Source organism: Roseobacter sp. S87, assembly GCF_055693285.1.
Genome location: NZ_JBVFTR010000004.1, coordinates 1182660 through 1200748 on the forward strand (window position 1 = coordinate 1182660; position 18089 = coordinate 1200748).

Genomic DNA, 18089 nt, shown 5'->3' on the forward strand with positions numbered 1-18089 from the left:
TACCGGGCCAACGCAACTCAAAGGACCGGTAGTTATGTTCCGTAAAATTCTTCTCTCCGCACCGCTGGTGCTGGCCGCAAGCATCGCTCAGGCAGTCGACGCGCCCCCGGCGATGCGTGCATTCGTCGACAGTGATGTCATGGGCTGGGCGATGAGCCCCGAAGTCATTGCCGCCGTCAACAAACAGAACGCTGAAACGGCAGGCGCAAGCAATGAACAGATCCTCGAGTGGGACAACACCTGGCGTGGTCAGGTCGGCAAGTCAGATCAGCCCTTTATCAGTGAAGTCATGAGCCATGAGCTTTCGGCGTTTCTCAAGCAGAAGGTCAATGAGTCCGGCGGGCGGATCACCGAGATTTTCATTATGGACGCGCTTGGCCTGAATGTCGCTGCAAGTGACATTACGTCGGACTACTGGCAGGGTGACGAAGACAAGTATTCCAAGAGCTACGGCGCCGGGTCCGGGGCCGTATTCGTGGATGCGATCGAGTTTGATGACAGCTCGCAGACCTATCAGGGTCAGATCTCCGTGGCGCTGACCGACCCCGCGACAGGGGAAGTGATTGGCGCCATGACAATCGGTCTCAATGCAGAAGCATTCTTCTGATCTGTGATTTGCGGGCGCGCCTCAGACGCGCGCCTGCAGCGAACTCTGCGCGCTTCTGAGGATTTTTTCCATATCGGCGGGCGTCGCAGCGCGCACTTCTGAATTGGAAACGCGCTCGGCAGTTGCTTCAGCCTGACACTCCTGACGCATCAGCTCAAACAGCCGCCCATACCGGCGGGGGTTTTCACAGTGTTTCGGTTTCATCATTATATACTGCGCTCCGGGTCTCACCTTGCACCGTGACACCGAACTGCGGCAGAGTTTGGTCATCCCTCGGGCAACAGGATGACGGGTCCTTTCAATTCAATACATTCCGGCGCATTGGACTTTTGAGCGGGGTCATGATCGTGCAGCGCCTACTGATTTCAACTGGCGGCTGAAAAAACTCCCGTTTCCGGAAGGTTTGGCGAAAAACCTTTGCGGCCTTTTCCCGCGGCTCCTACAAAGGATCAGGGATATCACCCCGAAGGTGGGGGTACGCAGGATCGAAAAGACACTTTTTCAGTTCATCTGGAAGTACTCAAAGCGGGATCAGTTCATTCTGCTGATCGTTACCTGCACCCTGTTTCCGTTTCTTTTTCTGACACTTGAGCTGCCCAAACGGATCATCAATGATGCCATTGGCGCGCAGTCAGCGCGGATCGGCGTTTTGGGCGCGCAGCTGGACCAGGTGACTTACCTCTGGCTGTTGTGTGGCGCTTTCCTGGTGGCCGTTCTGTGCCATGGCCTGCTGAAAATGCGCATCAATACAATGAAAGGGGTGTTGTCTGAACGGATGCTGCGCCGGCTCCGGTACGGTCTGATTGTCCGTATGCTGCGGTTTCCCAGACCCTATTTCCAGCGCACGTCCGAAGGCGAACTTGTCGCCATGATCACCGGGGAAACGGAACCGATGGGGGGCATCATGGGCGATGCGCTGGCACAGCCTGTCCTGCAGGCAGGCCAGATGCTCACCATTCTGTTCTTTCTTTTCCTGCAAAGTGTCTGGTTCGGGCTTGCTGCTGTTGCGCTCATCCCGCTGCAGGCATGGCTGATCCCGCGGCTGCAGCGCCAGATCAACCTTCTGAACAAGAAACGCATACGGGAGGTGCGTACGCTTGCCTCCATGATCGGGGAAAGCGCGGCAGGGGCCTCAGAACTGCGTATCCATGGTGGCTGGCGGCACCGGCTGGCAATGATCACCGAGCGTCTGGGCATCGTTTACCGCATCCGCTTCACGATTTATCAGAAAAAGTTTTTTATGAAGTTTATCAACAACTTCATTACACAACTTACACCGTTTTTCTTCTTTGCTGTTGGTGGTTATCTGGTCATCCAGGGCGCGGTATCTCTTGGCGCGCTTGTCGCAGCACTCGCCGCCTACAAAGATCTCAGTTCGCCCTGGAAAGAACTGCTGGCCTACTACAATCAGGCACAGGATATGAGCCTGCGCTGGGAAACCGTCATGGAGCGATTTGCTCCGGCCGGTGTGATCCCGGCTGAGTTGATGACAGGTGAGCCTGACAGCATCCAAAGTCTGAAAGGCGCGATCGAACTGGATGACATCAGTGTTGTGGATGCCGATGGCAACCTGGTGCTGGACGGAGTTTCAGCTGTTTTTCCGGCAGGGGCGGTTGTTGCCGTGACGGCTCCAAGCGAACAGGACCGGCGGGCGCTGGCGGACGTGCTGATCCGGGAGGTGACGCCTGTCAGCGGGACGGTGACCGTAGCGGGCATGCCGCTGGCCGGGCTTCACCAGCGTGTGGTTTCCGCGCGTATCGGGCATGCAGCGGCGCGGCCTGTCCTGTTTCAGGGATCATTCGGCGATAACGTTCTGATGCCATTGCAGTCGATGCCCGTCGGGCCTGCCAGCACAGCGGACCAGCAGATGCTGCACGAAGCCATCGCGGCGGGCAACAGCGAAGATCCCGCAGGGGCCGAATGGCTGAACCCATTGGGCGCGGGTACAGAGGATGCAGGTCAGCTGAAAGACTGGTGGCTGACGCTGGTCGATGCCACGGGATCGGGCGACACGCTGTTCCGCCGCTCGCTCGATCAGATCATGACGGGAGGCGAAAATGCCAGGCTGGCCGCAGGGATTGTGGCGGCGCGTCCTGCGATCCGGGCCGCCGTGAAAGAGGCCGGGCTGACGCGTCACGTCTGGCCCTTTGAGCCGGACAGATACAATCCGGCGCTTTCCGTTGCGGGCAATATTTTCTTTGCGACACCACGACAGACAATGAGCCAGAGCGAACTGGCCAACCGCCCGGAATTTTTCGATGTGCTTGCGCAGATGGGGCTGGAGAAAGGACTTCTGGAGCTTGCGCTGGATGTGGTCGGTCTGCTCAATCAGACATTCGGAACAGATGGTACAGAGCATCCGTTGTTTCGCAAACTGGGTCTTGATGCAGCCCTTTACGAGCGGTCGGTCCAGGTGCGCCGACGGCTGAGACTGAACCCCGGTGAGCCGTTGTCCGATGCCGACAGGCGATTGCTGATCAGCCTGCCTGCGCAGATAACCGCGGAACAGATCGGCCCCGCGTTTTCAGACGAAATCAAGCAAAGTGTCCTGGAGCGCCGCCAGAGTGTTTTGACGTCAGCACCTGCCGGGCTGAGCGATCTCTTTGCGCCTCTTGACTCAACGGCTGTGGCCACTGGGCTGTCGGTGCTCGAGAACGCACTTTTTGGAAAGGTCTCGGATACCGCCGGTGCACGCGCCGATGAACTGCGGCGGATCGTGTCCCAGGCACTGGAACGCGAGGGCCTGCGGGCCGACGTGATGGGGCTGATGTTTGATCTGCCGTTGGGGCTCAAAGGCGGCGATTTGCCAGCGACACTGGCGGAACCGCTGGCCGTCTGCCGCGCTGCGATCAAGAAGCCGGATATTCTCATTCTGGAACAGGCTCTGTCCGGATTTGACCTGTCCGTACGCATCGAAATGCACCGAAATCTGCGCAGATTACTGCCCGAAACAATGCTCGTTTATATCGGCGACAGCTTCAGCGAACATCACGTTTTTGATGTGCATCTGGAGATTGACCGGGGCAGGCTGGTCTCCGACGGTGCGCAGGCTGCGGTTTCCGGTGATACCGCTGCGGGTGCCGATCTGATGCGCAAAGTACGCGCGCTGGAAACCACTGATCTGTTTGCGGATCTGAACCGCCGGCAGCTGCGGCTGCTCGCCTTCGGGGCAAGATGGTATCGCGCAGCAGAAGGGGAGATCATCTTCAGCAAGAACGATGATCCTGTGGACGGGGCCTACATGATCCTGTCGGGCACAGCGGGTCTTTACAATCCTGATGCCGCTGAAGTCGATCAGCGCGTGGCGCAAGCAGGTCCCGGGCAGCTTGTCGGCGAGCTCGGGCTGATCCGGAATGTGCCGCGTGCTCTGACGCTGAAGGCTGAAACGGAGTTTGAGGCTCTGAGGCTGGGTAAGGAAGAGTTTCTTGCTGTAGTGGAAAATGATGCCGCGACGTCCTTCCGGTTACTTCAGGTGGTGGCAGGCTACACGTCCTGATACGGTAGGTGTTTTCTGAAAATTGAACGTAAAGATTGCCGTGCGGGGTGCTGATATGACCCGTCGGTTAATCCTTTGGTGCGGATTGCGGCAATACTGTGCGCTGAGGTGAGAGGTTTGGCGCGCCACGGCGTTGCCGAAGAGGTTAATATGTTGCTGGGAAGACTCAAGAGTGTGGCGTTTGCCCTGTCTGTCTGCGGTGCGTCCGCTTCGGCTGAAACGGTAAGTCTCTATATTGATGCTGATTTTTCTCATGGTGCGCCTGCTGCCGAGGCAATTGAACTTGGCGTGCGGACGGCGCTGCGTGAAACGGAAGACCAGCTGGAAGGCCTGACGGTCGATGTTTTGCCCTTTGACAACCGGGCAAACGGAAAACGGTCTCTCAGGACGCTGAAAGCGTTTGCGACTGATCCGGCGGCGCTTGCGGTGATCGGCGGAGTTCACTCGCCGCCCTATCTCACCAACCGCACCATGATCAACGAAAACGGCATTCTTTTGTTGCTGCCCTGGTCGGCGGCTGGCCCGATCACCCGTGCGGCTGAAGGCCGGACAAACTGGATCTTCCGGGTGTCGATTGATGATACCAAGTCGTCAGCGTTCTTTGTGAACCGTCTGCTTGATGTGCACAACTGTGCGCGGCCGGCACTTTTGCTGATGGACACAGGCTGGGGACGGGTTAACCGGATCGCTCTTCTGAAGGGTTTCGAAAAAAGGATACCGGAACGGCCTGAGGTTTGGATGTTTTCTGGTTCGGTAGGGGCGACAGAGGCGTCGAGAATCGCTGTTGAAATCGGCGAGTCCGGTGCTGACTGTGTCATCCTTCTGGCGGACGATCAAAGCGGCGCGCAGCTCGTGCGAAAACTGTTCACCGAGAACGTACCGGTCCGCGTCGTGAGCCACTGGGGCATCATGGCGGGCAGTTTTGCGGACAACGTTGCGGACGAAATTCGCGAGGAGCTTCGGCTGGAAGTGCTTCAGACCTGTGGTCTGCGGGTAGAGCAGAAACGCCGGGTGGTTGTCGACCGTGCGCTGACCCTGGCCGGGGAGGGACCCGGTACATATTCGTCACTGTCTGATCTTCCGTCTGTTGCGGGGTTTGTGCACGGATATGATCTGACGCGCATCTTCGTATCAGCTCTGAAACAGGCAATGCGTTCCGAACGCTGGAGCGCAGCCGGCACAGCCGAACGCCGCTCTCTTATCAGGGTGGCTCTGGAAAATCTCAAAGACCCTGTCGAGGGCATACTGCGGACCTACAATCAACCGTTCCGCCCATATAACGTGCATGATCCTGATGCCCATGAAGCACTGGGTCTTGCTGACCTCTGTGTCGCCCGCTTTGCCAAAAACGGTCGCTTGATGTTGCCGGACACGGGCATGGACACTGATATGCTGCAATGAAGCTTAAGGCATCAATATATCACGTGTTCTGGTTGCTGCTGGGCGGCGTTTTTGTTTTTGCACTTGTCAGTTCCGCGGTGGCTGTCTGGCTGACGTCGCGCCCTTTTCTGGTGCAGGCTCAGCGGGACGCGGCTGATGTTTATGTCGAACGCGAGGCAACGGAAATTGCCCAGCGCATTGAGCCGGTTCTGAGCCTGTCAGAGTACATAGCGTCAGAGCCCAATCTCGTTTCCTTCGTGATTGGCAACTCTCTTACTGCGGATCAGACACTCGACAGACTTGATGATCTTGTCCTCCCTGCGGGCCTACGAGACGTGTTGTTTTACGATTTTCTTGGGGAGGACATTGCCAGCTACGATGTTCCGCGGGAACAGGCGCGCATTGACGCTGACACGACCCGCCTGATCAGGGATATGGCCCGTGATCTGGCGCTCAGGTCAATGTCGGCAACAAAGCCCGTTTCAGACTGGATTTCTGCTCCCGCCGGAGAAGAAAACGCCCCTGGGCATCTGCTGATTTCGGTGCCGGTCATGAGCCGTGGGCTGCCGGAGGGTGCGGTCGTGGCCGTCACGGATCTGGTTCTGGGCATGGGTGGGGGAGGCGAAGATACGGGCACCCCGTTCCGTATTCTGCGTACCGACACGGCCGCCGCCCGGATCGCAGATCATACTGCAGCTTTGCCGGTGGCCGATCTGTCGGTCGTGCTCCGTCCCGACCTCTCGCTTGTTTCGCGCGTGGGTCAGGAACTCGTGTCAACGACAATGCTTGCCGTCGCGGTCGCGCTCTTCCTGCCTTTCGCCGCCTTCGGCTGGGCCGGGCGACATACGATCCTGAAACCGCACGCAGACCTCGAGGCGTCCCGGAACAAGCTGAGCGAGCAGCAGAAAGAACTGGGTGAGCTGGCCGCGATTGCAAGGAAGGCAGAAGAAGGGATCCTGATTACCGATCTTGATGAGCGGATCATTTGGAGCAACCCGGCCTTTTCCCGGATGACAGGGTACCGTCCGGAAGAACTCGTCGGCAAAAGACCCGGTGCGCTGCTGCAGGGGGACGACACCGACCCGCTTGAGGTGGATCAGATACGCATGGCGCTGGGGTCCCTCGAACCGGTGCGTGTTGAATTACTGAATTACAGTAAGCTGGGTTTTCCCTACTGGGCCCGGATCAGTATTGCCCCGCTGTTCGATGAGGACAACAAGCCCTATGGCTTTATGTCTATTTCCAGCGATGTGAGCGAGCGCAAGTCTCAGGAAGCGAGGTTGCGCGAGGCCCGGGAGGCGATCGAACACCAGGCCCTGCATGACGAACTCACCGGGCTTGCGAACCGGCGCTGTTTCAACGCCGAGTTTGAAAGACGTGCCCGTGCGGTTTCAGCCGGGGAAACCTCCGTCGTCCGTATCGATCTTGACCACTTCAAGAATGTCAACGACACGATGGGGCATGAAGCGGGCGATCACGTATTGTGTGAGGTCGCACGCATCTTGCGGGAAGAAGTCTCCAGTGCGGATCTGCCGGTTCGGATTGGTGGCGATGAATTCATCGTTTTGCTGGGCCAGGGTGTCGATCTGGAAAAAGCCTGCAGCATTGCGGAAAGCATTCGAGCGCGTATTGTCCTGCCGATCCTGTACGAGGGCAAACAGATCCAGACCGGTGCCAGTTTCGGGATTGCAACTTCGGGGTGCGGCCTGATTGAAACGCCCGAGCTTGTGCGTGCGGCGGATACGGCGCTATATGCCGCCAAATCTGCGGGCCGCAATCAGGTGGCCGTGTACGACGAGAAACTTCACTACGCTGCGATTGAAACCCGGGACACGGCAGAGCTTATTCGTGTCGGACTGGACAAGGGGGAATTCGTGCCATTCTACCAGCCCCAGTTCGACGCAAATTCACGCAGGATCGTTGGGGTCGAGGTTCTTGCCCGCTGGAAACAGCCGGAGCGTGGCATTCTCGCGCCCTCAGCATTCCTTGAGGTGGCAGACCAGTTGTCCCTTCTGACGCGTCTGGACAGGATGGTCACGCAGAAAGCTCTGGCAGATGTGAAGGCCCTCGAAGATGAGGGCATGCCGGTGCCGAAAGTGGCTTTCAACGTCACCGCTGACCGCATTGCGGACCCGGAACTGGTCCAGCTGATTGCAGGTCAGAATTTCCGGGAAACACGTGTGTCCTTCGAAATTCTGGAGTCAGTTTTCCTTGATGACCGGCCTGAGTACCTGGATTTTGCCCTCGATCTGATCCACGATCAGGGTCTGCAGATCGAGATTGATGACTTTGGCTCCGGGCACGCGTCGATGATCAGCCTCATGCAGGTCAATCCGCATGTGCTGAAGATTGATCAGCGTCTTGTTCTTGGTGCACCGGATTCAGAAGTCTGCCGCGACATGGTGCGGTCAATTATTGATATATCTCGCTCCCTCGGGATCGCCGTGACGGCAGAAGGGGTTGAGACAGAGGCCCACGCAGACCTCATGATGGACATGGGGTGCTCTACCCTGCAGGGATATCACTTTGCGCAACCGCTCAGTTTTGAGGATCTCAGAACCTTTATGGCTGAGCATCGTCCTGAACCTGTCACGGGACAGGGTGCTACCGAAGGGGTGCAACCGGCGGGTTAAGTGGCTATGCCCGCCTGCCTTTCAGACCCCGGTACTGGCAAAACCCGATGAGATCCGTCTGATCAGCGCGTCGTCTGACCCGCCGATCAGCAGATATTCATAAGTGCCGTCTGACCAGTGCGCCGCATGCATCCCCTCCATTTCCGAGAGTTCCGGCGCGTCTGACGGCATGCCTGCAGACCGGATAATGCACAACGCCAGCGGCTCGCCAGCGCTGGTGAGGAACGCCAGTTGTATCAGGGCCTTGCCCTCAAAACTCAGAACCTGCGCGCGTTTGTAATCTGCTTCCGGGAAAGCATTCAGCCGGTCAAGCGAGATTGATTTGCCAATTGCCGCGCCGACCCGGACCAGTTCTGAAGCCTGTTCATCCGGAACCGCGGAAATGTGCGACAGTGTACTGCTGGAATACAGCGCCTGGTACGCCGCGACATAGTCAACCCAGCCAGCCGAACGGGAGTCCGGGATCAGTGTTCCAAGTGCGATCCCTGCGGCCAGCGCCACAGCAGCGGCAATTGACGCACTGCGCGGCCAGGCGGCCGGAGTAGCCGCACGAACCGGCGCGCCCGACCGCGGGGCCGGAAGAAGCGCTGGATATCCCTCAGCGAGCCCGCCCGCATTAAACTGCAGGGCCGCAACACGGCGGGCAAGGGCCGGGTCACGCCCGACAGCTTCCCGGATCACATCCACCGGCGCGTGTTCTGCCTCGCCATCAAGGTAGGCGACAAGTTCCTCGTCCGTGAAATACCTATCTTGCATCCTGCGTCTCCTGATCGCCGAATTTCTGTCCCAGTACTGACCGTGCGCTTGCAAGGCGGCTCATGATTGTCCCGATAGGCACATCCAGAATGCCGGCTGCCTCGCGATAGCTGTACCCTTCCGCATAAACAAGAATAACAGCCACCCGCTGCGCTTCCGGCAACTGCAGCACGGCGCTCAGCACCTCCCTGTTCAGCGCCTGGCGTTCCGGTCCGGGCGCCGGGTCCGTTAATACCGTATCGTCAACGGTCACAAGGCCGCCGCCTGTGCGGACAGCGTTTTTGCGCAAAGTGCTGATCCATAGATTATGCGTGATCCGAAACATCCATGCATCCAGTCGCGTGCCTTCATCAAACCGTGCGGCATTCTCCATCGCGCGCAGGCAGGCGGCCTGCGCAAGATCGTCTGCCGCGTCCTGGTTACCGGTAAGGGACAGACTGTAGCGCCACAGGCGCGGGAAAACGTCCGGCAAAGCGTCGCTGATACGTTCAGCGGCTGTTTTCCGCCGCCAGATGGTCATTTGCCGGTTTTCGCGTGGGTCAAGGCGCGTTCCATTTCGTTGCGTCGCCGGACGATGCACGGCGTAACCGCCCCCGGATGCGCCAGAGGGCATCGCGGAGGCTAACTCGTTACGCATTATGTCACTTTTCGAAGACCATGCGAACTGACACTGGCGTGACCCGCGTAATGCTGTCGAGCGAGGCCAGTTCCATCAGTTTGTCGATGCCTGCGGTGATCCCCAGATCGTCGGTAGAAAGCATGATGAAATCAGCTGTCGTCACCAGAACCCGGTCATCTCCCAGCCGTGCGACCAGCATGCGTGCTTCGATATCGTTTTCTGTGCCGGCAAAGCTCAGTTCCGCTTCAATGTCCGTGAGCATAGTGTCGCCGTTTCCAAGTGCGGCCAGCGCTTCCATGTCGATCTGGCCTGTCAGTGTCGCGGTGAGACCGCCTGCGCCAAAAACATGTTCGTTCATCCGCTCGTTACGGATGTCGATATTGGTCTGGACCGATGCAAGATTGATGCTGATTTCCATGGCTCCGGCTTCGCTCACTTTGCCGGATACATCGGTGAAGTGATGGACTTCTCCGAACTCGCTGTTTTTGACAGAGCCGAACGCGACGCTCGACTGGTCATCAACCGATGACCAGTTGGCGTGGCCTCCGGCCAGAGCTGTTGTGGCACAAAGCGCTGCAGCGCCGGCGATACCTGCAATGAATTTCATGTGTTGGAGCCTCCCAAAGTCAGTGAACACCGCGTCCACACCATGAAAACGCGCCAGCTGCGGGATTTATTCGTAAGAAAACCTCAAAACGCCATCACGGAGGCGTGAGGCGCGAAGAGTCCCAATAAAATCAAAGGTTAACGCGGCCAGTTTTCCATCAGGTCGAACCCGAATAATCCCGCACTCCAAAAATGGCGCCAGCATTCGCAGCGCGGCAGTTGCAGCCTGGCTTGGGAAAAATGGCGGAGAGACAGGGATTCGAACCCTGGGTAGGCTTGCACCCACAACGGTTTTCGAGACCGCCCCGTTCGACCACTCCGGCACCTCTCCGCGGGGGTCTTGGTGGAGGCGGATTTAGAGGGCTTTGACCCTGCTGGCAAGGGAAGATTAGCCAAATCCCGCGTTACACGGGAATTTTCATTGCTCCTTATCTTTAAACCACTACCTTTCGCGCAAACGGGTAAATGAGGTATCGGACATGACGTTTTCCCTGCGCGCCGGATTTGCGGCGCTGGTGATGACAGCGATGACAGTCGGGCAACCTGCGCAGGCAACGGTGCAGGACACTGAGCGGCTTGAGGAATTCCTTGAAATCACGGGTTTTGATGTTGCGCTGGAGAGCATCCGGCTGAGCGCTGAAAGTGCGCCGCTGATGCTCGGTCTGGAGGCGGATGCATTCGGGGCCCGCTGGACCCGTCTGGCGGATGATGTTTTTGATACAGGCCTGATGCACGACGAAGCGATCGGAATTCTGTCCCAGACACTGGACGACGAGATGCTGACCCACGCCGTGGAATTCTACACGTCGGATCTGGGCCGCCGGCTGGTCGAAGTTGAAAACGCATCTCATCTTGAAGAGGACGATGATCTCAAACAGGAAGCGGGCGAGGCCATTGTCGCCGGTCTGGTGCGCATCGGGTCGCCGCGTCTGGAAGAGATCAAACGGCTGAATGCCGCCACCGGTTCTGAAGATGCGTCGGTACATGCCATTCATGAGGTGCAGGTGCGCTTTCTGATGGCGGCTGCCGTGGCCGGGGTGATCGAACTGCAGATGGATGAAAAAGACCTGCGGGAAAACCTGGAAAGGCAGGAAGGTGAACTGCGTCGCAGTCTGCAGCTTTCTGCGCTGTCGGGGTCTGCCTATACCTATCAGGCGTTTTCAGATGACGAGATCAGCGATTATGCTGATGCGCTGGAACATCCGACGATGAAGACGGTGTATGCACTGATGAACGCGGTACAGTTTGAGATCATGGCGGGTCGGTATGAAGCGCTGGCTGCACAGCTGCGCGGTCTGCAACCTGACCAGGAACTCTGACGTGCTGCGCGCAGCACTCCTCACGGTTCTGCTGATTGCGCCTGCTTTGCCGGCGTGGGCGGACGCGCGCCTGACTGTACTGATGGATCTGCTGCGGGTCAGCGAAGTCACCGGCATCCTGCGCGAAGAGGGCCTCGATTACGCGCGTGAACTTGATCAGGATATGATCGCGGGGCAGGGCGGCGCGTTTTTTGCCGGTCAGGTGGACCGAGTTTACGACCGCCAGCGTATGGATGAACGGCTGCGTGCCGCGCTTCAGCGCGGGATGACGCCGGAAGACATGGAGGCTGCAATCGGGTGGTTTTCCACCGATGCAGGTGGCCGGATCGTATCACTTGAGAATGCTGCAAGGGCCGCGATGTCAGACCCTGCGGTAGAGCAGGCGGCCAGAGAGGCCTGGGAGCGGAGCCTTGATGAAGGAGACCCGAAAGTCGGCCAGGTCAAAAGCTATATTGAGGATCTCGACCTCGTGGAGCGCAATGTCTCGGGAACGATGACGTCCAACTATCAGTTTCTGCTGGGCCTTTCGGATGGGGGGCTGCTGACACAGTCGGACGAGCAGATGATCGCGGATGTGTACGGCCAGCGCGAAGAGATTGAGGCAGACACTGAAAGCTGGCTCGGGGCCTTTCTGCTGATGGCTTACCAACCTGTATCTGCGGGCGATCTGGACGCCTATATTACCTTTTCCGCCACGGATGCGGGTACAGCGCTGAATGCCGCTCTGTTTGACGGGTTTGACAGTGTTTTCAGCGAAATATCCTATGCGCTCGGACGGGCCATTGCCCTGAGCGCTGCGGGCAACGATATCTGACCAACGCAATGCTTGACAAAGCCGGGCCACTGGTGCATCTGGCGGCTTCACTCGGCGGGACCAGTCAGGTTTTCGCTGTGGTTTTAACGTACATCCCCTGACGGGATGCGCTGTTCGAGGTGGCCAGCAGGCCGAAACGCCCGGATCCGGGGACCACAGGACGCGGCAGAGAAAAGGAAAGACGCATGTTTGCGGTTCTTAAGACCGGCGGCAAGCAGTACAAAGTTCAGGCCGGAGATATGCTCCGTGTCGAGAAACTGGCAGCTGACGCAGGCGAAACAGTTCAATTCAACGAAGTTCTGATGCTCGGCGGTGACAAAACCGTCGTAGGCGCACCTTTCGTGAAAGACGCAGGCGTTCAGGCCGAAGTCGTCGATCAGGTCAAAGGCGAGAAAGTCATTAACTTCGTTAAACGCCGCCGGAAGCACTCTTCCAAGCGGACAAAGGGTCACCGTCAGAAACTGACTCTGGTCAAAGTGACAGACATCCTGGCATCCGGTGCTGACAAGTCCGGCGTAAAAGCTGCCATGGGTGCGGGTTCGGTGTCGGCTTCTGCCGTTGCGGCAGCAGCCCCGAAGAAGGCCGCTCCGAAAAAAGCTCCGGCGAAAGCCAAAGCCGCCGAAGCAGAAGCACCCAAGGCCGCTGCAGGCGCGGATGATCTCAAGAAACTGTCCGGCGTAGGCCCGGCGCTTGAGAAAAAGCTGCACGCTGCCGGCGTCACAACATTCGCCCAGATCGCAGCATGGACCGACGCGGACGTAGCTGCTATGGACGAGCAACTGTCGTTCAAAGGCCGGATCGAGCGTGAAGGCTGGATCGACCAGGCCAAAGAACTGGCTAAAGGCTAAGGAGAGACCAGATGGCACATAAAAAAGCAGGTGGTTCATCCCGTAACGGCCGCGACTCAGCAGGTCGTCGCCTTGGTGTGAAACTCTACGGCGGCCAGGAGGCTATTGCCGGTAACATCATCGTACGTCAGCGCGGCACCAAATTCTGGCCGGGCGAAGGCGTTGGCATGGGCAAGGATCACACGATTTTTGCGACAGTCGATGGCGCGGTCAAGTTCCACAAGGGGCTCAAAAACCGTACGTTCATTTCTGTTCTGCCAATGGCGGAGGCCGCAGAATAAGCCCTTCCTCAGGGACATGAAACACTCAGGGGGATCGGCGATACCGCCGGTCCCCTTTTTCTTTGCAGCCAGAAGGGACTTTCAGGACAACCACCATGTCTGTAGCCGTTGCCAGTTTTGCGATTTTTGCCGCCAGTCAGGTCGGCACGCCGGGGCCTGCCAATATGGCCCTGATGGCGACAGGTGCGCGGTATGGTTTCCGGGCGGCACTGCCGTTTGTTCTGGGCGTTGCCCTGGGCAAGCAACTGGTGATCTGGCCGGTGGGTTTTGGCCTGATGGAACTGGCGGAACGCGCGCCTCTTGTCTTTACGCTGCTGAAATACGCCTCGGCGGCCTACATTATTTGGCTGGCGTGGAAGGTGGCCAACCTGCGTCTTGGCGCGACACGGGGAGAGGGCGAGGCCCCGGGATTTGTGGCCGGGCTGATCGTGCATCCGCTCAACCCCAAAGCATGGGCAATGATTGTCGGCGGTTTCACAGCCTTTGTGGCGCCGGGGACGTCAGCGATTGAGGCGACAGCAACCATTGCCGCTGTATTGCTCGGCTGTCAGCTGTTGCTGCATCCCATGTGGACACTTGCTGGTGATGCGATTGCGCGGACCGTAGCGGGAACGGCTGCGGAACCCTATCTTATGTGGACCCTGGCGGCGCTGACCGTCGCTTCGGTTCTGTTCGTACTGTTCGGAGGAGGGACATGACGATGGAAATGGAAAAGATCCCGGTTCAGGCGGCGATAGAAACGGAACGTTTCGATCTGCGCCCGCTGAGACGCTCTGACATGGGTCTCATTGAGCTTTATGGCGGCGATGAACGTGTGGCGCGTATGACCACATCAATACCTCATCCGGTTCCGCCCGGCATGACCGAGGCCTATGTCGCACGTGCGATGGATGACGAGCGGGACGAGGATATCTGGGCGATTGACGGTACCAAGGCCGGGGCGTCGGAGCTGATGGGTATTATCTCGCTGGAACGCATGGACCGTGAGCAGTCGGAAGTCAGCTACTGGGTTGCACCGCCGTACTGGAACACCGGGCTGGCGTCTGATGCAGTTCAGGCGCTGGTGGAGGCCAACCCGATGCAGAACAAGACGATGTTTGCGAGTGTATTTCAGGACAATCCGGCCTCGGCACGGGTTCTCACGCATTGCGGATTTGAGTATCTGGGAGATGCGGAAAGCTTCTCGCTGGCGCGGGATACGACTGTGTCCACGTGGACCTACACGCGAAAACTGTAATTGAGCCCGCCCGCGGCGCGCGCTAGGAAACGGACATGAAATTTCTCGATCTGTGCAAAGTGTACATCCGGTCCGGCGCGGGTGGTGGTGGCTGCGTCAGCTTCCGCCGCGAGAAATATATTGAATACGGCGGTCCGGATGGTGGCGACGGCGGCACAGGCGGGTCCGTTTGGGCGGAAGCCGTTGAGGGTCTGAACACGCTCATCGATTTCCGGTACCAGCAGCACTTTTTTGCCAAAAACGGACAGCCCGGCATGGGGCGTCAGCGCACCGGTAAGGATGGCGATGACATCGTTCTGCGGGTGCCTGTTGGTACGGAAATACTGGACGAAGACCAGGAAACGGTGATCACGGATCTGACCGAAGTCGGCCAGCGGGTACAGCTTGCACGCGGTGGCAACGGCGGTTTCGGCAATCTGCATTTCAAATCGGCGACCAACCAGGCCCCCCGCCGCGCGAACCCCGGCCAGGATGGCGTGGAACGCACGCTCTGGCTGCGCCTGAAGCTGATTGCGGACGTTGGCCTGCTGGGATTGCCCAATGCAGGCAAATCCACATTCCTCGCTGCGACATCAAATGCGCGCCCGAAGATCGCGGACTACCCGTTTACGACACTGCATCCGAACCTTGGAGTGGTCGGCGTCGACAACACGGAATTCGTAGTGGCGGACATCCCCGGTCTGATCGAAGGGGCGTCTGAGGGCAGGGGGCTGGGCGATCTGTTTCTGGGCCATGTTGAGCGCTGCGCTGTGCTGTTGCATCTGGTAGACGGCACGTCAGAAACGATTGCTGCGGATTACGCGACAATCATCGGTGAGCTCGAAGCTTATGGCGGTGATCTGGCGGAGAAACCCCGTGTGACAGTGCTCAACAAGATCGACGCGCTGGACGATGAAGAACGGGAAGCAGCCTGCGCTGAGCTGGAACAGGCTGCAGGTGGTTCTGTCATGCTGATGTCCGGTGTTGCGCGGGAAGGTGTAACCGATGTGCTCCGCGGCCTCCGGGCTCAGATTGACGACGACCGTCTGCGCCACAAACCTGTGGAGGAGGCAGAGCCATGGCGTCCCTGACCAAGGCGCGGCGTCTGGTTGCCAAAATCGGTTCGGCACTGCTTGTTGACCGTGACACCGGTGCGCTGCGTCAGGAATGGCTTGCGTCGCTTGCAGCTGATGTGGCCTGGCTGCGCGGGCAGGGATGCCAGGTGGTTCTGGTGTCTTCCGGTTCCATCGCGCTGGGTCGAGGTGTTTTGGGTCTGCCCGCAACAGAACTGGCGCTTGAGCAATCACAGGCGGCTGCCGCGGTGGGCCAGATCAGGCTTGCCCGCGCCTACGAAGAGGTTCTGGCGCCACATGGGATCACCACAGCACAGGTTCTTGTCACGCTTGAGGACAGCGCCGACCGCCGGCGTTATCTGAACAGCCGGGCGACCCTTGAGCAACTGCTGTCGATGGGTGTGGTACCCATCGTGAACGAGAACGACACAACCGCAACGGACGAGATCCGTTTTGGCGACAATGACCGTCTGGCCGCGCAGATTGCTGTGACAGTGGGTGCTGATCAGCTCATCCTATTGTCGGATGTGGATGGGTTTTACTCTGCCAATCCGGCAGAGAACCCGGACGCGACCCGGTTTTCGGTGATCGACCGCATCACGTCTGACATTGAGGCAATGGCGGGTGATGCAGGGTCCGGGTTGTCCAAAGGGGGCATGAAGACCAAGGTCATGGCCGCGCGCACCGCAACCGCCGCCGGATGTGCCATGGCGATTACTGAAGGTTCGGTGAGCAACCCATTGAAATCGCTTGAAAACGGGGCCAATGCGACCTGGTTCACGGCCGTGACGGATCCACAGGCTGCGCGAAAAGGCTGGATTGCGGCCATGAAACCCCGTGGTCGGGTGGCCCTTGATGACGGTGCGATCCGGGCGCTTCGTGGTGGCAAGAGCCTGCTGGCGGCGGGCGTAACCGGTGTTTCCGGTACTTTCGGTCGCGGTGACCCTGTTGAGATTGCAGATGCGGCGGGCCATGTGCTGGGGCAGGGGCTTGCCCGCTATACGGCCGACGAAGCCCGGAAAATCTGTGGCCGGAAATCACATGAAATAGAGGGTATTCTCGGTTATCCTGCGCGCGCTGCACTCGTGCACCGGGACGATATGGCGCTGCAGACCACTGCTGACGCGTGATGATCACGCACCCGGAAAACTGAAGGCCAAAGAAGGCGTAAAGCGATGAAAGACATGGACAATATCCCTGCCCTGATGGCTGAGATCGGCGGTCGTGCCAAAGCGGCGGCCTCAGTGCTTGCGTCGACGCCGGCAGACCGGCGCCGGGCGGCGCTTGAGGCTGCGGCGGATTGCGTGATGGCGCGCAAAGCAGACATTCTGGCAGCCAATGCGCAGGATATGGCCTACGGGCACGAGAAGGGGCTGACCGATGCCATGATGGATCGTCTGCTTCTCACCGATGACCGCATCGCGGCGATCGCGGACGGGCTGCGTGCGGTGGCTGCTCAGGCAGATCCGGTTGGAGAGGTAATTGCGGACTGGACCCAGCCCAGCGGTCTTCATATCCAGCGTGTACGGACCCCGCTGGGCGTGATCGGCGTGATCTATGAGAGCCGCCCGAATGTCACCGCCGACGCAGGTGCTCTCTGCCTTAAGGCAGGGAATGCCGTTATTCTGCGGGGCGGCTCAGAAAGCTTCCATTCCTCGTCTGCACTGCATGCCTGCCTTGTCGAGGGTCTGCGCGATGCGGGTCTGCCGGAGGACGCGATCCAGCTGGTGCCGACCCGTGACCGCGCGGCAGTCAGCGAGATGCTGACAATGACGGACACAATTGATGTCATCGTCCCACGGGGTGGCAAAGGACTGGTCGGCCTCGTGCAAAAGGAAGCCCGTGTGCCTGTCTTTGCGCATCTGGAAGGCATCGTGCATATCTACATCGATGCTGCGGCGGACCCTGAAAAGGTGCTGCGGGTGGTGCTGAACGCCAAAACACGGCGGACCGGCATCTGCGGCGCGGCTGAGTGTCTGCTGATCCACGAGGACGTGGCCCTGACGGTTGGTCGCGGGCTGCTCCAGGCGCTGATGGATGCAGGCGTGGAAGTGCGGGCCGACGAAAAGCTGGCCGGCATCGAAGGCATCCGGGCGGCAGTTCCGGAAGACTGGGGTCAGGAATACCTCGATATGATCATCGCCGCGCGGACCGTTTCGGGGGTGGATGAAGCGATGGCACATATCCGTGAGTTTGGCTCCAGTCACACGGATTGTATCCTCACCGAGGACGAGGCAGTGGCATCACGGTTCCTGAACGAGCTTGATTCCGCCATCCTGATGCACAATGCCTCCACCCAGTTCGCGGACGGGGGAGAGTTCGGTATGGGCGCAGAAATCGGTATTGCCACAGGCAAGATGCATGCGCGCGGCCCTGTCGGCGCGGCGCAGCTCACCAGCTTCAAATACATCGTCAAGGGAGACGGTACGGTCCGGGCCTGA

At 59.0% G+C, this 18089-nt stretch carries 17 protein-coding genes and 1 tRNA gene; 13 read left to right on the forward strand and 5 right to left on the reverse strand.

What is annotated here, in order from left to right; all coding sequences use genetic code 11:
• Positions 1–34 precede the first annotated feature (34 nt).
• The gene (locus ACZ1HA_RS06730; RefSeq protein ID WP_472713345.1) at positions 35–607 is read left to right on the forward strand and encodes a hypothetical protein; all 573 of its coding nucleotides are present in this window, start codon (positions 35–37) and stop codon (positions 605–607) included.
• A gap of 21 nt (positions 608–628) precedes the next feature.
• On the opposite strand, the gene ACZ1HA_RS06735 is transcribed toward ACZ1HA_RS06730, so the two are convergent.
• Positions 629–814 (reverse strand): hypothetical protein, encoded by a 186-nt coding sequence (locus ACZ1HA_RS06735; RefSeq protein ID WP_472713346.1) that lies wholly within the window; start codon positions 812–814, stop codon positions 629–631.
• A gap of 262 nt (positions 815–1076) precedes the next feature.
• Between ACZ1HA_RS06735 and ACZ1HA_RS06740 the strand changes: the two genes are divergently transcribed.
• The 3 genes from ACZ1HA_RS06740 (at position 1077) to ACZ1HA_RS06750 (ending at position 8116) form a co-directional block, all read left to right on the forward strand.
• Entirely contained in the window at positions 1077–4103 is a 3027-nt protein-coding gene (locus ACZ1HA_RS06740) for an ABC transporter transmembrane domain-containing protein (RefSeq protein ID WP_472713347.1), read from the forward strand.
• A 150-nt stretch (positions 4104–4253) separates the two neighbouring features.
• Complete coding sequence (locus ACZ1HA_RS06745; RefSeq protein WP_472713348.1) at positions 4254–5504, forward strand: ABC transporter substrate-binding protein; 1251 nt, start codon at positions 4254–4256, stop codon at positions 5502–5504.
• On the forward strand, positions 5501–8116 hold the full coding sequence (locus ACZ1HA_RS06750) for a putative bifunctional diguanylate cyclase/phosphodiesterase (protein ID WP_472713349.1): 2616 nt from the start codon (positions 5501–5503) through the stop codon (positions 8114–8116). Before ACZ1HA_RS06745 ends, ACZ1HA_RS06750 begins: the two co-directional genes overlap by 4 nt.
• Positions 8117–8137: 21 nt before the next feature.
• On the opposite strand, the gene ACZ1HA_RS06755 is transcribed toward ACZ1HA_RS06750, so the two are convergent.
• From ACZ1HA_RS06755 to ACZ1HA_RS06770, 4 genes are all read right to left on the reverse strand, one after another.
• The gene (locus ACZ1HA_RS06755) at positions 8138–8872 is read right to left on the reverse strand and encodes an anti-sigma factor (protein ID WP_472713350.1); all 735 of its coding nucleotides are present in this window, start codon (positions 8870–8872) and stop codon (positions 8138–8140) included.
• Entirely contained in the window at positions 8862–9509 is a 648-nt protein-coding gene (locus ACZ1HA_RS06760; RefSeq protein WP_472713351.1) for an RNA polymerase sigma factor, read from the reverse strand. Before ACZ1HA_RS06760 ends, ACZ1HA_RS06755 begins: the two co-directional genes overlap by 11 nt.
• Positions 9510–9513: 4 nt before the next feature.
• Complete coding sequence (locus tag ACZ1HA_RS06765; RefSeq protein WP_472713352.1) at positions 9514–10098, reverse strand: YceI family protein; 585 nt, start codon at positions 10096–10098, stop codon at positions 9514–9516.
• Between the two features lie 240 nt (positions 10099–10338).
• Positions 10339–10428, reverse strand: a tRNA-Ser gene (locus ACZ1HA_RS06770).
• A gap of 148 nt (positions 10429–10576) precedes the next feature.
• Between ACZ1HA_RS06770 and ACZ1HA_RS06775 the strand changes: the two genes are divergently transcribed.
• From ACZ1HA_RS06775 to ACZ1HA_RS06815, 9 genes are all read left to right on the forward strand, one after another.
• The gene (locus ACZ1HA_RS06775; protein ID WP_472713353.1) at positions 10577–11416 is read left to right on the forward strand and encodes a DUF2059 domain-containing protein; all 840 of its coding nucleotides are present in this window, start codon (positions 10577–10579) and stop codon (positions 11414–11416) included.
• A complete protein-coding gene (locus tag ACZ1HA_RS06780) occupies positions 11364–12230 on the forward strand; it encodes a DUF2059 domain-containing protein (RefSeq protein ID WP_472713354.1) in 867 nt (288 codons plus the stop codon). The genes ACZ1HA_RS06775 and ACZ1HA_RS06780 overlap by 53 nt, the downstream gene beginning before the upstream one ends.
• Before the next feature lie 185 nt (positions 12231–12415).
• Complete coding sequence (locus ACZ1HA_RS06785; RefSeq protein WP_472713355.1) at positions 12416–13078, forward strand: 50S ribosomal protein L21; 663 nt, start codon at positions 12416–12418, stop codon at positions 13076–13078.
• Between the two features lie 11 nt (positions 13079–13089).
• Entirely contained in the window at positions 13090–13359 is a 270-nt protein-coding gene (rpmA, locus tag ACZ1HA_RS06790) for a 50S ribosomal protein L27 (protein WP_375227768.1), read from the forward strand.
• Positions 13360–13454: 95 nt separating this feature from the next.
• Positions 13455–14057: a LysE family translocator gene (locus ACZ1HA_RS06795; RefSeq protein ID WP_472713356.1), complete on the forward strand. Its 603-nt coding sequence runs from the start codon at positions 13455–13457 to the stop codon at positions 14055–14057.
• Positions 14058–14059: 2 nt separating this feature from the next.
• Entirely contained in the window at positions 14060–14596 is a 537-nt protein-coding gene (locus ACZ1HA_RS06800; RefSeq protein WP_472715292.1) for a GNAT family N-acetyltransferase, read from the forward strand.
• 35 nt (positions 14597–14631) lie between these two features.
• Positions 14632–15666, forward strand: a complete 1035-nt coding sequence (gene obgE / locus ACZ1HA_RS06805; RefSeq protein WP_472713357.1) for a GTPase ObgE — start codon at positions 14632–14634, stop codon at positions 15664–15666.
• Positions 15654–16778, forward strand: coding sequence for a glutamate 5-kinase (proB, locus tag ACZ1HA_RS06810; protein ID WP_472713358.1), 1125 nt, complete (start codon positions 15654–15656; stop codon positions 16776–16778). The genes obgE and proB overlap by 13 nt, the downstream gene beginning before the upstream one ends.
• Positions 16779–16823: 45 nt before the next feature.
• Complete coding sequence (locus ACZ1HA_RS06815; protein WP_472713359.1) at positions 16824–18089, forward strand: glutamate-5-semialdehyde dehydrogenase; 1266 nt, start codon at positions 16824–16826, stop codon at positions 18087–18089.

Excerpts from the sequence above, each read along its gene's own strand:
- ACZ1HA_RS06730 (WP_472713345.1), top strand. The coding sequence starts at position 35 with ATGTTCCGTAAAATTCTTCTCTCCGCACCGCTGGTGCTGGCCGCAAGC.
- ACZ1HA_RS06735 (WP_472713346.1), bottom strand. The coding sequence starts at position 814 with ATGATGAAACCGAAACACTGTGAAAACCCCCGCCGGTATGGGCGGCTG.
- ACZ1HA_RS06745 (WP_472713348.1), top strand. The coding sequence starts at position 4,254 with ATGTTGCTGGGAAGACTCAAGAGTGTGGCGTTTGCCCTGTCTGTCTGC.
- ACZ1HA_RS06750 (WP_472713349.1), top strand. The coding sequence starts at position 5,501 with ATGAAGCTTAAGGCATCAATATATCACGTGTTCTGGTTGCTGCTGGGC.
- ACZ1HA_RS06755 (WP_472713350.1), bottom strand. The coding sequence starts at position 8,872 with ATGCAAGATAGGTATTTCACGGACGAGGAACTTGTCGCCTACCTTGAT.
- ACZ1HA_RS06760 (WP_472713351.1), bottom strand. The coding sequence starts at position 9,509 with ATGCGTAACGAGTTAGCCTCCGCGATGCCCTCTGGCGCATCCGGGGGC.
- ACZ1HA_RS06765 (WP_472713352.1), bottom strand. The coding sequence starts at position 10,098 with ATGAAATTCATTGCAGGTATCGCCGGCGCTGCAGCGCTTTGTGCCACA.
- ACZ1HA_RS06775 (WP_472713353.1), top strand. The coding sequence starts at position 10,577 with ATGACGTTTTCCCTGCGCGCCGGATTTGCGGCGCTGGTGATGACAGCG.
- ACZ1HA_RS06780 (WP_472713354.1), top strand. The coding sequence starts at position 11,364 with ATGAAGCGCTGGCTGCACAGCTGCGCGGTCTGCAACCTGACCAGGAAC.
- ACZ1HA_RS06785 (WP_472713355.1), top strand. The coding sequence starts at position 12,416 with ATGTTTGCGGTTCTTAAGACCGGCGGCAAGCAGTACAAAGTTCAGGCC.
- rpmA (WP_375227768.1), top strand. The coding sequence starts at position 13,090 with ATGGCACATAAAAAAGCAGGTGGTTCATCCCGTAACGGCCGCGACTCA.
- ACZ1HA_RS06795 (WP_472713356.1), top strand. The coding sequence starts at position 13,455 with ATGTCTGTAGCCGTTGCCAGTTTTGCGATTTTTGCCGCCAGTCAGGTC.
- ACZ1HA_RS06800 (WP_472715292.1), top strand. The coding sequence starts at position 14,060 with ATGGAAATGGAAAAGATCCCGGTTCAGGCGGCGATAGAAACGGAACGT.
- obgE (WP_472713357.1), top strand. The coding sequence starts at position 14,632 with ATGAAATTTCTCGATCTGTGCAAAGTGTACATCCGGTCCGGCGCGGGT.
- proB (WP_472713358.1), top strand. The coding sequence starts at position 15,654 with ATGGCGTCCCTGACCAAGGCGCGGCGTCTGGTTGCCAAAATCGGTTCG.
- ACZ1HA_RS06815 (WP_472713359.1), top strand. The coding sequence starts at position 16,824 with ATGAAAGACATGGACAATATCCCTGCCCTGATGGCTGAGATCGGCGGT.